The 12,656-nt window shown below is 65.3% G+C and carries 15 protein-coding genes; 8 read left to right on the forward strand and 7 right to left on the reverse strand.

Annotated elements, in window-relative coordinates; translation table 11 throughout:
- Nucleotides 1-7: 7 nt before the first annotated feature.
- Nucleotides 8-835, reverse strand: coding sequence for an SAM-dependent methyltransferase (locus ACIHA7_RS36800; RefSeq protein ID WP_397296218.1), 828 nt, complete (start codon nucleotides 833-835; stop codon nucleotides 8-10).
- 510 nt (nucleotides 836-1,345) lie between these two features.
- Between ACIHA7_RS36800 and ACIHA7_RS36805 the strand changes: the two genes are divergently transcribed.
- Nucleotides 1,346-1,621: a hypothetical protein gene (locus ACIHA7_RS36805; protein ID WP_107660396.1), complete on the forward strand. Its 276-nt coding sequence runs from the start codon at nucleotides 1,346-1,348 to the stop codon at nucleotides 1,619-1,621.
- Nucleotides 1,622-1,635: 14 nt separating this feature from the next.
- Here ACIHA7_RS36805 and ACIHA7_RS36810 read toward each other — a convergent pair whose 3' ends face one another.
- Complete coding sequence (locus ACIHA7_RS36810) at nucleotides 1,636-2,664, reverse strand: Acg family FMN-binding oxidoreductase (protein ID WP_397296220.1); 1,029 nt, start codon at nucleotides 2,662-2,664, stop codon at nucleotides 1,636-1,638.
- A 268-nt stretch (nucleotides 2,665-2,932) separates the two neighbouring features.
- On the opposite strand from ACIHA7_RS36810, the gene ACIHA7_RS36815 reads away from it, so the two are divergent.
- The 3 genes from ACIHA7_RS36815 (at nucleotide 2,933) to ACIHA7_RS36825 (ending at nucleotide 7,338) form a co-directional block, all read left to right on the forward strand.
- Entirely contained in the window at nucleotides 2,933-3,469 is a 537-nt protein-coding gene (locus tag ACIHA7_RS36815) for a MarR family winged helix-turn-helix transcriptional regulator (RefSeq protein WP_397296222.1), read from the forward strand.
- Nucleotides 3,470-3,792: 323 nt separating this feature from the next.
- Nucleotides 3,793-6,462: a hypothetical protein gene (locus ACIHA7_RS36820; protein ID WP_397296224.1), complete on the forward strand. Its 2,670-nt coding sequence runs from the start codon at nucleotides 3,793-3,795 to the stop codon at nucleotides 6,460-6,462.
- Nucleotides 6,463-6,474: 12 nt separating this feature from the next.
- Entirely contained in the window at nucleotides 6,475-7,338 is an 864-nt protein-coding gene (locus tag ACIHA7_RS36825; RefSeq protein WP_397296226.1) for a hypothetical protein, read from the forward strand.
- 132 nt (nucleotides 7,339-7,470) lie between these two features.
- Here the strand turns inward: ACIHA7_RS36825 and ACIHA7_RS36830 are convergent, their stop codons facing one another.
- Nucleotides 7,471-7,965: a phosphoribosyltransferase gene (locus ACIHA7_RS36830; RefSeq protein ID WP_397296227.1), complete on the reverse strand. Its 495-nt coding sequence runs from the start codon at nucleotides 7,963-7,965 to the stop codon at nucleotides 7,471-7,473.
- Nucleotides 7,966-8,313: 348 nt separating this feature from the next.
- Here ACIHA7_RS36830 and ACIHA7_RS36835 point away from each other — a divergent pair, with 348 nt between their 5' ends.
- On the forward strand, nucleotides 8,314-8,667 hold the full coding sequence (locus tag ACIHA7_RS36835) for a hypothetical protein (RefSeq protein WP_397296229.1): 354 nt from the start codon (nucleotides 8,314-8,316) through the stop codon (nucleotides 8,665-8,667).
- 8 nt (nucleotides 8,668-8,675) lie between these two features.
- Here ACIHA7_RS36835 and ACIHA7_RS36840 read toward each other — a convergent pair whose 3' ends face one another.
- The 3 genes from ACIHA7_RS36840 to ACIHA7_RS36850 all read right to left on the reverse strand — a co-directional run bounded on the left by ACIHA7_RS36840 (nucleotide 8,676) and on the right by ACIHA7_RS36850 (nucleotide 10,254).
- Nucleotides 8,676-9,020, reverse strand: a complete 345-nt coding sequence (locus ACIHA7_RS36840; protein WP_397296231.1) for a hypothetical protein — start codon at nucleotides 9,018-9,020, stop codon at nucleotides 8,676-8,678.
- 165 nt (nucleotides 9,021-9,185) lie between these two features.
- On the reverse strand, nucleotides 9,186-9,389 hold the full coding sequence (locus ACIHA7_RS36845; protein WP_397296342.1) for an amino acid--tRNA ligase-related protein: 204 nt from the start codon (nucleotides 9,387-9,389) through the stop codon (nucleotides 9,186-9,188).
- 118 nt (nucleotides 9,390-9,507) lie between these two features.
- Nucleotides 9,508-10,254: a DUF6882 domain-containing protein gene (locus tag ACIHA7_RS36850; protein WP_397296232.1), complete on the reverse strand. Its 747-nt coding sequence runs from the start codon at nucleotides 10,252-10,254 to the stop codon at nucleotides 9,508-9,510.
- Nucleotides 10,255-10,383: 129 nt separating this feature from the next.
- Between ACIHA7_RS36850 and ACIHA7_RS36855 the strand changes: the two genes are divergently transcribed.
- Nucleotides 10,384-10,833: a helix-turn-helix transcriptional regulator gene (locus tag ACIHA7_RS36855; protein WP_397296233.1), complete on the forward strand. Its 450-nt coding sequence runs from the start codon at nucleotides 10,384-10,386 to the stop codon at nucleotides 10,831-10,833.
- A gap of 5 nt (nucleotides 10,834-10,838) precedes the next feature.
- Nucleotides 10,839-11,249 carry a VOC family protein gene (locus tag ACIHA7_RS36860; RefSeq protein ID WP_135236954.1) on the forward strand — a complete coding sequence of 137 codons (411 nt, stop codon included), beginning with the start codon at nucleotides 10,839-10,841 and terminating at the stop codon, nucleotides 11,247-11,249.
- A 5-nt stretch (nucleotides 11,250-11,254) separates the two neighbouring features.
- Here ACIHA7_RS36860 and ACIHA7_RS36865 read toward each other — a convergent pair whose 3' ends face one another.
- Nucleotides 11,255-12,184 carry a LysR family transcriptional regulator gene (locus ACIHA7_RS36865; protein ID WP_397296235.1) on the reverse strand — a complete coding sequence of 310 codons (930 nt, stop codon included), beginning with the start codon at nucleotides 12,182-12,184 and terminating at the stop codon, nucleotides 11,255-11,257.
- A gap of 130 nt (nucleotides 12,185-12,314) precedes the next feature.
- On the opposite strand from ACIHA7_RS36865, the gene ACIHA7_RS36870 reads away from it, so the two are divergent.
- Nucleotides 12,315-12,605: a hypothetical protein gene (locus ACIHA7_RS36870; protein WP_397296237.1), complete on the forward strand. Its 291-nt coding sequence runs from the start codon at nucleotides 12,315-12,317 to the stop codon at nucleotides 12,603-12,605.
- Nucleotides 12,606-12,656: the final 51 nt, after the last annotated feature.

Here is a 12,656-nt window from a genome sequence, read left to right on the forward strand (position 1 = left end):
TCGCTGATCAGGGCTTGCGGCCGACGCCAGCCCAATACCACGCGGATTCCGGGTCGACCGGTTCCTCGCCGGGCGTGGGATGCCAGGTGACCACCGGGACGACGCCCGGCTCGATCAGTTCGGTGCCCGCGAACAGCGCCTCGGTCTCGGTGCGGCTGCGCGGGTAGAAGGTGATGCCGGCGTCTTCCGCGGCGGCGGCCACCCTGGCCATCGCGCGCTCGTCGAAATCCGCGGTGGGATGGGTGAGGACGAGGTAGCTGCCGGACGGCACCACGTCCAGGAGGTTGCGGATGATGCCGTGCGGGTCGTCGCTGTCGCGGAAGTACATCATGATCGCCACGAGCATGATGGCGATCGGCTGTTCGAGGTCGAGGGTGGCGCCGAGGGTCGTGTCGCGCAGGATGGCGTCGGGGTCGTGCAGATCGGCGTGGATGAACGCCGTCCTGCCCTGCGGCTTGCTCGACATCAGGGCACGGGCGTGCGCGAGCACGATCGGATCGTTGTCCACGTAGACCACGCGGGCCGCCGGATCGAGCCGTTGCGCCACTTCGTGCGTGTTGCCCGCGGTGGGGATGCCGGTGCCGATGTCGAGGAACTGGTTGACACCAGCCTCGCTGGTCAGATACTTCACCGCGCGGCCTAGGAACGCCCGATTGGCGCGCGCCATGGTCTGAATGGCCGGGATGTGACCGGCAATGGCGTCGCCGAGCGCGCGGTCGGCCGGGTAATTGTCTTTTCCGCCGAGCCAGTAATCGTAGACGCGCGCTTCGTGCGCGACGGTCGTATCGATCTTGGTGGGCAATGCGGTTGGGGTCTGTGCACGACTGTCGGACATGGTAATTCCCTCCTGTGGCGGTGCTGAGAGCGTCGGGCCTGGCACCGCCCAGTCGCCGACGGGGCACGGCGACTGCTACTGCGAATCTTGCCCGCCAAGGATATTCCAGCGAATGCCTGGCATGCGGTGCTTCCGCCGGAAGAGGGTGTGTTTTCGGGGAACCACCCGGTTTCGGCGAACTTTTCCGCAAACGCAGCACCGGTGGCCGCCGATGCGGCGTCGATCCGGGCGACCGACGCCCGCGTGCGGTGTGTCGTCGTGCGGTGTGTCGCACCGCATCCATGATCTTGATGGGGTTGAATTGCGCAGGTCACGAGTTTTTCCGGCGACGAGCGGAAAGCAGGAGACGACATGGCACGAGTCCGTAGCGACAGCTAGCGCCGTCGTTCCCGTGGTGTCGTCGAATTCTTCGGCGGCGCGATTTCTTCGATACCCGAGTCTTGGCGAGCACACCGCGATTTCTCGTGTCCGGACCCATCCCAGCCTGCGAAAAGGAGCACGCACGTGAGCATGATTCTGGCCGCGCTACACGACACCGTTCTCGCGGAGGTCGGAAATCCGACACCGGAGGCGCCGCCGCTGGCGGACAAACTGCTGCAAATGGGTCGCTACTTCACTTGGCTGGTCCAACTGTCCGGTATCACCGCCATCACCTACGGCGGCGGCCGCTTCGCCTGGGAGAAGTGGAACGGCGGCGGTCTGCAATCCCCGAAAATGATCGCCAGCGCCATGGCGGGCGGCGCGGTAGCAACCAGCGCGGGCACCATCATGAACGCCGTCATCTAAATCGGGCCCTGACGTCACCGGCTCGACGAATTCTCTCTCGTTGAGCCGGATTCGGTTGTGCTGTGGTCGAATACGTCGGACAGCGTGCGGCGGGGTGTGGGGGCGCGGCCACCTTCGCGCGTGGCGGTGCCGATGCGGATCAGTACCTGCGGAACCGCGGGGTGGGGGAGTAAGTCGGCGACCATCGTGCTGGTCGCTTCCGACTCGGTGAGATGGGTGAGGGGGCAGCTGGCCAAGCCTCGGTGGGTGCATTCGAGTAGCACCTGGGACAAGGCTTCGCCGGTATCCATCCATTCGCCGGGGGAGTGGCCTGCGGTGCCGAGCACCACCAAGCGGGAGTGGTCGTCGAGATCGGGTCGGCGGTTCGAGTAGGGAGGGGACGGGAAGGCCCGCCCGACCCCGACGCGCTCGGCTTCGGCGACGGAAGCACGGGCCGCGGCGGGAATTCCGTCGAATGATCCGGAACCGGCACTCCACCAGTCCAATTCCTGTTGGTACGCCCGATCGTGTCGGTGCAGTGCGGTGGCGTGCTCGGTGCCGGCAATCAGAGTGCGACGGTGCTCAGCACCGATCTCGTCGACCGTCACGTGGTGCGGTCGAGCCAGCTCGCGCAAGGTATCGAGCACCGTGGGCCAGTCTTCGGGCGGCGCCATCGGCAATCGATCGGTGTGCCGCACCGCGATGGCGCGGACCCGGGCGGCGGTCTGGTTCAGCGCCCCGTGCCACGGCCGGAATTCGAGCACGGCCAGCAGATCCGGCTGGTGCGCGTCCGGTATCCGGTTGGCGAACGTGAACCATCCCAAAGACATGAAGGCCAGGCGGGCGTGGTCGAGCGCCGCACCGCAGCTGATCGCCTGTTGCCTGCCGTCCGGATCGGCGACGGAGAGCTGCCGGTGCTGGACGCGGTAGAGCCGCAGTCGGTTGTCGTCGAACTCCCAGCGCCACGGCTGGGTGTTGTGTACCGACGGTGCGCGGCCTGCCAATGTCAGCGCTCGCCGAATAGTCCCGAGATCCGGTGTGCCGTAGTCCCTGTCTGTGACCATGAGCCGAGTCTTTTCGTCGGCTACCGCCCGGACAACGGTCTTCGAGCCCTTGTTTCGAGGCCGATGGTCACAAATGCACCGATGTCGCGAGGCAGTGCATGCACTTCTCCCGCAATGATCTTGCGCGGGTGCGGCCGTTGCTCGCCTCGGCGACGGAACGCGCGATGCGCAGCGGTAGCGGATCGTCATGGGCGACACCGCGGTAACGGAGTGGTCGCCCCGGCGCGACGATGCGAAATTCGTCGGTAGCAATGCGTACAGTGCAGGTATGCCCGAGGTAGCGCATCCAAGTTCCGCGGTGCGTGTCGAGCCGGCCGCAGCGCCGGGCACCGCCGCAACCGCCAAGGACTCCGATCCCGACCTGCTGTCGTTGGCGAATCAACTGTGCTTCGCCTTATATTCCACGTCGCGCTCGATGACGGCGGCCTATCAGCCCTTCCTCGAGCAGATGCGGATCACCTATCCCCAGTACCTCGCGCTGCTCGCGCTGTGGGAACGGCCCGGCATGACGATGAAGGAACTGGGCGAACAGCTGAGCCTGGACTACGGCACCGTCTCGCCGCTCATCCAGCGACTACAGGCGCACGGGTTCGTGGAAAGCGTGCGCAGAGCGCACGATCGCCGCGCGGTAGAGCTCCGCGCGACCGATGCGGGTGTCGCCCTGCAACATCAGGCCAGGGAGATGATCGAGTCGGTGATGGAAGGGGTCGGCTACCCGATCGAGCACCTCATCGAACTCCGCGATCAGGTCAACGCGCTGGGCGAACGGCTGGACGCGATCGCCGAGGCGCGAAAAGAAGCCTGAGGGCGTCGGTTACGCGTCGAGCACCTTGACCTTGCGTTGCACCACCGGCGGCTCGGTCGACCAGGGGTTGATCCAATGATCGGTGACTCGGCTGCAGCGTTCAGCTCGGACTAGACGTTGGACCGCGCCCTTTTCTAATGCCTCTGTGTTCCGTTCAGTCGACCGGACTCTTCTGGATCGGCGGGTGCTGGCTGCATTCTCGGTGCACATGATCGCTAGTGCTCGGCACGCACTGCTTCTCCCGCCCGCGATACCTGCAATGACGCGGTCTCGCTCGCGGAGGAGGGCGAGGTCGTCACATACGGCAGAGAGGCAGGCCAGCAATGAATCGTGCAGCGGATAGCGAATTGGTGGAGAGCCTCGACCACGGCACTCCGGCGAAGCCGTTGGTATTGACGAGCGCGACTCGCCAAATAGACAAGGCGACCCTGGTGCCGTTGGTCGTTCCGGTTCCGCAGACCGGTCACGCGCTGGTGAAGTCGGGGTTCGTCGGCCAGCTCGAGTTGCGGCCGGAAGAGGTCGACGCGGCTGCGGCACTGCTGGCGGAGACGGGTACGCGCGACGAGAGCAGCGACGCGATGGCGGCGTTACTGCGGTCTTGTGCGGGCGCGGAGTCTGCGGCACGACCGTGGGCGGTCGACTTCGCGGCGGTTCCGGTGGCTCGGTTACTCGACTTCGGGCATGCGCTGACCGAGGTGCGCCGCAGGCGATTCGAAGCGGCCGGCCCGTCCGAAGCCGAGGATGAGCGCCGGTCCGTGCTCGCGGCGAGCACGGCCACACAGGGGCTCGCCCTTGTTACCGCGGAAAGCCCGTTGGGAATGTTGAATCTGGAGCGACTGGAGATGGCTCCGGCAGGGCTGGAACGTGGCGAGTTGATCGCGACAGTTCCGCTGGCGCCGATGGAGGAAACCGCAGTCGTGCACAAAGAGTGGTCGGTGCGGACCAAGGAGTTCACCTCCACCGTCACCGACTCGCTGGAAGAGTTCAGCGAGACCGGGGTCACCGACAACACCGAGCTGGCGCAGTCGACGAACTCGCAGACCCAGCATTCGAATCAGTTCAATGTCACGGGAACGGTCTCCGGCGGAATACCCGTCATTTCCGGATCGGCGAGCTCCGGCTTCAGTGCCCAGGGCTCGGAATCGCAGTCGGCCGCCGATAGCAGGAAGCACGCGAAAACTCTGACGGAGAAGGCATCTACCCGGTCCAAGCAGGAGCACAAGGTCACCATCTCAACGACCACGGTGACGGGTTCGGAGGTGTCGACCACGCGTAAACTGCGCAATCCCAGCGAGAGCGAGCCCATCCGGGTCGACTACTTCAGCATGATGCGTAAATGGCGGGTGCGGCTCTACCGATACGGCCTACGACTGACCTACGACATCGTGATACCTGAGCCCGGCGCGGCGCTGCGCGCGGCGCACAAGGAGCTCGAGGAGTTGAAGAGCAAGCTCGGCCCGTTCGAGTTCACCGTACCGTTCAGCGATATCACCGAAGAAGTACGTCGCGGTGAGACACAGCCGCACTACCGGGTGCTCGCCGACCGATACGACGCGCAGAACGTACCGCTGCCGCCGAAAGCTCACCCGCCCATCTCTTACCGGGTCTACGACGGAGGGACTCCGAAGGATCGCTTCGTCACCCAGCGGTCACTCGACGGTATTCCGGCCGACAACGAGATCCTGGACGTCACCATCGACGGTCGGATGGAACGCTACAACGATACGATCGGCCGCTTCTCGGTCATCGGTTCGTCGCTCTGTATTTCGCAGTTCCCCGCCAACAAAGAATACGTCTTCCCACCGGGAACAGTGTTGCGGCGCAACACCGATGGCGGCAATTTTCTCGCGGGTGCCACCGGATCGCCCGTTGTGGTGTTCTTCTGGGACGAGGTCGCCACGCAATCCGTCCAGCTGACCGTCCGCTTCCGGCCGACCGATCGTGCCGTCGACCAATGGAAGTCCGATGTATGGACCGCGTTGTTCAACGCCGCGCAGACGCGGTACTTCGCCGAGCAGCAGGATATCGCCGCGCGTATCCAGCAGTTGGAGCAGCGGCTGAACGGTGTCGACACCTTGACACTGCGACGCGAGGAAAGCGACGAGATCATGAAGGGAGTCGTCAGATTCATTGCTGGTCAGGCCTATCAGTACATGGCCGACGGCACAGTCACCGCGTTCGACAAGGCGAGCATCGACAGCGGCGGCGTCAGCCAGGCGGCGTACGGGATCGGGTTCGTCGCGAACAAACTCGATATCGGTGACAAGGACATGGCGGCGGTACGACAGCATGAGCGGGTTGTGCGGCTGATCAACCAGGCCATCGAGTGGGAGAATGTGGTCAGCTTCCTGTATTCGTACTTCTGGGATACGCCGAAGAGCTGGGATTTCGTTCGTGACCTGCAGCATCCCGACGCGACACGGCAGGCATTTCTGCGGGCCGGTGCCGCGCGTGTGGTGCTGACGGTTCGCAAAGGGTTCGAGGATACGTGGCTCAGGTTTGCCGAAAGTGGCTTCACCAACCCCGAGTTCGAGCCCGATGCCAGATATCTGCAAATCGCCCAGGAGATCGCGGCGTATGACGACCGCAACTACCCGGGCATCCCACCGGCCAACCCGGCCCGCACCGCGACCCGCCTGCAGGACGCCGTCTACGCGGCATCGACCGCGGTGGTGCGAGCCAGCGACAACCCGGTCACTATCAAGGTCGACTCCACTGTCGGATTCGTCGTCGGCGAGCGTGTCGTCATCGATTCTGCGGACAGTCGCGACGCCGAGGGACGAGTGATCCAGGAAACGCAGCCGATCACCTCCATCCCGGACTCGACCCGCCTGGTCGTAGCCCGGCTGGGCTACGACCACGATGGCTCCGCGACGCCGTTCGCGGTGATTCAGCCGGGGATGAAGGGCGCGTTGATCGCCGAGTGGAACGAGTACACCCCCACCTCCGGTACGGACATCGCTATCACCAGCGATCTCACCGAGATCGCCTGAACGGAGCAGACCATGGCCACACCCGCGGTCAGTCCGGCGCCCGCGCCAGGGGTGTTCCGCCCGCCGCCGCTGCTGCCGGACCTCCAGGCTGCTCGGCAGGCGGGACGCCGGGTCGGGGTCGCATACGGTGAGTTCGCGGCGTGGGAGCAGTATTTTCTCGATCTGTTCGCCGAAGGCGGGGTCGTTCAGGGCATCGCGCTGTGGGACAGGCTGCCTCCCGAGCGCAAACTGGAAGTTCTCGCCAGGGTGCAGAACGCTTATAACTCCCTGCCGAAACTGCCGCCGAGCACAAGCATCGCTATGGCGCGGGTACTGCGCGAAGGATTTGCGGAAGGATCCCAGACCGGTTATGAGACAGCGCTTTTCGCCACTCGAGCGGTTTGGGTTGCGTGCGAGCTCGCGAAGGCGTACGCCGTGGCGAAGGCGTCCACGCCGGTGCCCTATCACATCGGCGCGTCGATCAACCTGACCCGAGACTGCACGTCGCATACCGCATCGCGAGCGATCCTGGAGATGACCGGTGTCGAAGTCCCTGCCGAACGTCTGGTGCGAACCTTCGGTGTTCCCAAAGTCTCCATCGCGAAATACCGGGACGCGGTGACCTACGCTCGGCGGTGGTTCGAGATGGTCGGCATCCGGCTCGAGGGCAAGCCGGTCGATCTCCTGCAGGCGATCCAACGTAAGGCTGTCGGCCGCTACGTGGTGTTCTTCCAAGGCGAGGGGCACGTGGTCTTCGCCGAGATCACCGTCACCGAAACACGAATCATCGACGACCAGGCAGGCAAGGTGTGGCACACCATCATCGAGGCACAGAACTATCTGAAGGAGCCGATCGGTGCCGCCCACCGCATCGAGTCGGTGGTGCTGCCGTTCTGAGGACCCCCGTGGCCGGTGGCGCGTTTCGGACCACCGAACAGTTCGACCATCGCGTTCCGTGATCAGGTCAACGCGCTGGGCGAACGGCTGGACGCGATCGCCGAGGCGCGAAAAGAAGCCTGAGCGCGTCGGCTACGCGTCGAGCACCTTGACTTTGCGTTGCACCACCGGCGGCTCGGTCGACCAGGGGAAGTTGATCCAGCGGTCGGTGTGCTTCCAGACGTATTCGCAGTCGACCTCCGAGCGCGGCTTCTGGTAGATCACCGCACAGCGGACCTCCGCGACGTGGTGCGCGCAGAAGTCGCGCACCAGTTTGAGGGTGGCGCCGGTGTCGGCCACATCGTCGGCCACCAGCACGGTGGCTCCGGCCAAATCGACGGCCTGCGGCACCGGCGGCAACATCACCGGCAGGTCGAGGCGCTGGTCGATGCCGGTGTAGAACTCCACGTTCATCACGTGCAGGTTCTTCACGTCCAGCGCGTACCCGAGCGCGCCGGCCACGAACAACCCGCCGCGCGCGATCGACAGGATCAGATCGGGCTCGAACCCGTCGTCCGCGATCATGGTCGCCAACTCCCGGCTCGCCGAACCGAACAACTCCCAGCTCAGCACTTCCCGATCCGCCATGGATGCTCCGTCTCCCTCGATGCGACTGCGCACAGAGCATACGAGTAGCCACGATGTGGCCGTCGGCACGTACCCGGTCCGTGGGATCGGCAAACATTGTTTTGTCTGTGACGGCGATTTATGGGCTTTGCCGGTGCGTATTTCTGGCGATTTCTATCCTGCTTTTCGGTGGATAATGTTTTGCCCGCGACACCCGGTTTCAAATCGGCCGTACCGTCGCTCGATTCCGCTACGGTTCGCGCTATCGCGTGTTACCCGGAGTCCTTTTCGGCCGCGTCGATCCGCACCATGCCGGTGCTCGTGTGTACTGCGGCCGAATGACCGAATCCAGAGAGAATGGGGATCGTCATGCGCATCAACCCGATTCGGATCGTAGCTCTCGTGGCCTTGTTCGTCGCGGCGGCCGCCGGCCTGACCTTCCTCGCCTCGGTGGCCAGCGCGGACGAGACGTGGATCTACGTCTGCGACGACATCGAGGAGCCCGAAGACGTCGGGGTGGCGGGCACCGGAAACTGCCACGCGGAGCACGGAGCGCCCGCGACCGGTCCGATCAAACAGAAATTCAAACTGCACCAGCGCGGTGTGCAACCGAAACCCGAGATGGTTGCCGTTTGTGAGGGTGAAGACCAGGGCGGGTTCGGAGAAGCGGCGCTGCCGGGTAAAGTTGACGGCTTCGGTTGCTACGTTTATGAAATGCGCTGAAGTTCGTATCAGTTCCTGGCGGATCTGCGGCGTCGCATCATGCTGATCCCGGTACTGGACTGGTCGGGCCACGGCGGTCGCCGCAGAATCGCCAGCGTGACGAACACCGTGGCCACCAGCCCGATGAACTCACCGAGCAGCGCCACCCGGGTGACGTCGACCGCGGCCTCCCAGTGGACCTTGCCGTTATGAATGACGAAGATCCCCTGCGGTGACGCCGCGAACGGACCCCCACCCACCCTGGTGACGGTGATAACGGTCGACCCATCGGCCGCCTCATAGGGCTCACCGAAAACCTGCCCACCTTGCGCACTGGGCTCCAGCCGTCGCACCGACCTACCGATGATCGTCATTGTCCCCACTTTCGCCGCCATCTCCGCGACATCGAAGGCCGCCCCACTGGCCCCCACAGTACCCGCCGAAATCGCGGCAAGGGGGCCCGTTCGCGCCGAAAGACGCGACGCGCCACCGGTGTCCGCCCGGCGGCAGCTGCCCCGGCGTGGACAGCTGCCGCGGGCTCACGGGCGGAGTCGGTGAATATCGCGAGGGAACAGGGTCGCCTGGCGGATGTTGTCCGCTCCGATCAAGCGAGCGACCCATCGTTCCAAACCGATGGCGAACCCCCCGTGTGGCGGCATGCCGTGCCGCATGGCTGCAAGGTATGAGCCGTGACCCGCGGTTTCCTCCGCGCAGCTCCGAAAGCTGTTGGCGCACTGGCAGATCGATCGCCACTACCTGCGCGAGGCCGGATCGGTCACGCAGCACGACGAATGTGACGGTCGCCAGTTGCGTCACTGCCGCATATTCGAGCTCAGCGGGGAGCTTCGGCGACGCCAGTGATTATTCGGCCGGTACGGCCACGGGGTCGGGGCTGTGCGACGACATGGCGGTGACGAGACCGTGCTCGTTGAACGCGATGGTGACTTCGATACCGGAGCCGGCGATGCGCATGGTCGAACCGTCGTTGCCGAAGGTGGCGGTCAGTCCGCGCTGGAGCGCGTAGCTGTGTAGTGCGCGTTTGTGATCGGGCAGCTGGAGTTTGAAGACGCCGGTGAGTGTCTGCATGGTGTGCGTCAGGTCGGGGGCGGGGAGTGCGAGATCGGGGTGTTCGATCAGTACCGCGAGGCGGGTGCCGCCGCCGACGTCGCAGCTGTACCAGGTCCAACTGCCGGACACGGCCTTGGCGAGTTCACCCATGAGCCAGGTGGCCCGATTGGGGTCGGTGGGTGCGCCGGGCAGGTCCGCGAACGGTACCTCGTCGGTGCAGAGCGCCGAAATGCCGTGCCGCAGTCCGTAATCGCGCACCGAGCGGGCCAGCTCGGTCACCTCCGGCGGATACCAGTCATTGTTGGCCCAACTCCACAGCCAACTGCGCGGACCGGGCGCCGCCGTGCCGAGCACATGAAATCGCGTGCACACCAACGGTTTGTCGCCGAAGAACTCGAACCGCGGCGGTTCATAACTCACCTGCCACCGATGTTCACCCAGTACCTCGATACTGTGCTCTTGATGTTCGAAAGACATCAGTGCGGCATCGTCGAGTAACTGTTCGAGCGTGGGTGATTCGTGGTGAAGATAAGCGGTCACGACCCCCGATACTGTCCTACCGGCGAGTGCGGTGCACCCCCCTAGAAATGACGTCCCTCACTTGCCGGTGAATTCGGTATGAAGGCGGGGCGTTAGGCAACTTCGGGACAACATGGCACGATCATTCGAGTGACCAGCAAGCCCGACGAAGCGCAGACCCTGCGCGATCTCGCGCGGTTGCGTCGTGTCCGCGACCGGATCGATCGGGAATACGCCCAGCCGCTCGACGTCGAGGCCCTCGCCAGGGACGCGCACATGTCGGCGGGCCACCTCAGCCGCCAGTTCCGCCTGGCCTACGGCGAGTCGCCGTACAGCTACCTGATGACGCGGCGGATCGAGCGCGCTATGGCGTTGCTGCGCCGCGGCGACCTCAGCGTCACCGAAGTCTGTTTCGCGGTCGGGTGCTCATCGTTGGGCACCTTCAGCACCCGCTTCACCGAGCTGGTCGGCGTGCCGCCGAGCACCTACCGGCGCGAGGCGGCGGAGGCGACCGCGGGGATGCCGTCCTGCGTGGCCAAACAGGTCACCAGACCGATCAGGAATCGAGAAGCGCCGGTGAGTGCGCCGGAATTAGCCTGATCAGCATGACAATCACCATTCAATCGAGCTTCCTCCCGCAGAACGACCCGGAGGCCGCCATCGCCTTCTACCGCGACATCCTCGGCTTCGAGGTGCGCAACGACGTCGGATACAACGGGATGCGCTGGATCACGGTCGGCCCGGCGGAGCAGCCCGGCACCTCGATCGTCCTGTACCCGCCCGCCGCCAGCCCCGGCATCACCGATGACGAGCGGCGCACCATCGAGGAGATGATGGCCAAGGGCACCTACGGCAGCATCCTGCTGGCAACCAAGGATGTCGACGGCACCTTCGAGCGCCTGCAGGCCGGCGACGCCGAGGTGGTCCAGGAGCCGACCGACCAGCCCTACGGCGTCCGCGACTGCGCTTTCCGCGATCCGGCGGGCAACATGGTCCGGATCCAGCAGGTGAGCTGAGCGGCTCAGCTCACCGAACGCAGCCGATGCAGGGTGGACGGATCCAGATCGAGGGTCAGTTCGATCGGCCCGAGTTCGGTCGCGATGCGCGCGAACTCCGTCGCCCAGCGGCTGACGGTCTCGGCGCGGTGGATCAAGCCCCAGCTCAGCGTGGGATTCTCGTCGATCGGCAGGTACACGGCCTCGCCGCGGTCGTAGTACTTGATCGCCTGACCACACGCGAAGGCCACCGCGTCACCCGAGGTCACGGCCCAGAGCACCTCTTCGCGGGTCGGCGCGGGCGCACCCGCGGGGCGGGCGCCCGGTGCCAGCGGCGAGAACGACTCCTCCCAGTACTCCGGGATCGGCAGCCCGGATGGCAGGACGTGGTAGCCGGCCAGCTCGGCCAGTGACACCGAGGCGCGCCCGGCCAGCGGGTGCGTGCGCCCGACGACAAGCACGATGGGCTCGCTGAACGCGACGGGTCCTTCGCGCAGGTCGGGTTCGCGCACGGGCAGCGCGAGCAGGGCCACGTCGACCTCGTCGCCGCGGATCAGCGCGAACGGGTCGTCGATGCGCACCTCGCGCATGCGGAATTCGACGTGCGGGAAGCGGTTCCGGAACAACGCGGTCATCGGCGCCAGGTCCTGCCACATCGGGCCGAGCACGCCCAAGGTCAGCGTGTCCGCGCCGCCGCGCGCGAGGTTCGTCGCCGATTCGACGCCGTCGAGGATGCGGCGGTAGCCGGCTTGCAGGTCGTCGCGCAGCTGTTCGCCCAGCGGCGTCAGGGTCACCTTGCGGCTGGTTCGCTCGAACAGTGGCGCACCGATTCGCCGCTCCTGCTTGGCGATCGTCTGACTCACCCGGGGCGTCGAAATATGTAAGCGCTCCGCGGTACGGCCGAAATGTAACTCTTCGGCGAGGGTCAGGAAGATCTCGATGTCACGCAATTCCACTCCGTCATCGTTGCGATCGTTAACCCCGAACGCAACCGTCGTTTCGTGATTGCTCATTGTTCGCGGGTGGCCGCGGCGGAAAACTATGAGTCACCGGGAAAACCGATCCGAGACGAGAGGGCACGACACCATGGCAGTCGTCCGCACGCACCGATACACCGTCGTGACCGGCAAGTTGGCCCAGCTGCTCGAGCAGCGCACGCTGGTGCTGCGGGCCATTCGGTCGGCGAACGCGGCCTTCACCGCCGCCACTTTGATCCGTCAGGAAGACGGGTCCTTCCTCGACATCTGGCGCTGGGAGTCGGCCGAGGGTATGCGCGGCGCGACGGCGGGTGCGCAGAGTTGCCCGCTCGCCACGGCGGCCGCCGCGCTGACCACCCAGCACAGCGTGGTCGACGGCAAAGTCCTCGACGAGCGATAGATCCGAAACATTTACCGCACGACCTGTGGATCGTGCACCGCACAAAGGAGA

The sequence above is a fragment of the Nocardia sp. NPDC052316 genome (assembly GCF_044547795.1).
In the GTDB taxonomy this organism is placed as follows: domain Bacteria; phylum Actinomycetota; class Actinomycetes; order Mycobacteriales; family Mycobacteriaceae; genus Nocardia.

Bases quoted from the DNA above. Each gene is read 5' to 3' on its own strand.
- ACIHA7_RS36830 (WP_397296227.1), bottom strand. From the start codon at position 7,965: ATGGCGGATCGGGAAGTGCTGAGCTGGGAGTTGTTCGGTTCGGCGAGC.
- ACIHA7_RS36870 (WP_397296237.1), top strand. From the start codon at position 12,315: ATGGCAGTCGTCCGCACGCACCGATACACCGTCGTGACCGGCAAGTTG.
- ACIHA7_RS36805 (WP_107660396.1), top strand. From the start codon at position 1,346: ATGATTCTGGCCGCGCTACACGACACCGTTCTCGCGGAGGTCGGAAAT.
- ACIHA7_RS36840 (WP_397296231.1), bottom strand. From the start codon at position 9,020: ATGACGATCATCGGTAGGTCGGTGCGACGGCTGGAGCCCAGTGCGCAA.
- ACIHA7_RS36860 (WP_135236954.1), top strand. From the start codon at position 10,839: ATGACAATCACCATTCAATCGAGCTTCCTCCCGCAGAACGACCCGGAG.
- ACIHA7_RS36820 (WP_397296224.1), top strand. From the start codon at position 3,793: ATGAATCGTGCAGCGGATAGCGAATTGGTGGAGAGCCTCGACCACGGC.
- ACIHA7_RS36825 (WP_397296226.1), top strand. From the start codon at position 6,475: ATGGCCACACCCGCGGTCAGTCCGGCGCCCGCGCCAGGGGTGTTCCGC.
- ACIHA7_RS36815 (WP_397296222.1), top strand. From the start codon at position 2,933: ATGCCCGAGGTAGCGCATCCAAGTTCCGCGGTGCGTGTCGAGCCGGCC.
- ACIHA7_RS36800 (WP_397296218.1), bottom strand. From the start codon at position 835: ATGTCCGACAGTCGTGCACAGACCCCAACCGCATTGCCCACCAAGATC.
- ACIHA7_RS36835 (WP_397296229.1), top strand. From the start codon at position 8,314: ATGCGCATCAACCCGATTCGGATCGTAGCTCTCGTGGCCTTGTTCGTC.
- ACIHA7_RS36810 (WP_397296220.1), bottom strand. From the start codon at position 2,664: ATGGTCACAGACAGGGACTACGGCACACCGGATCTCGGGACTATTCGG.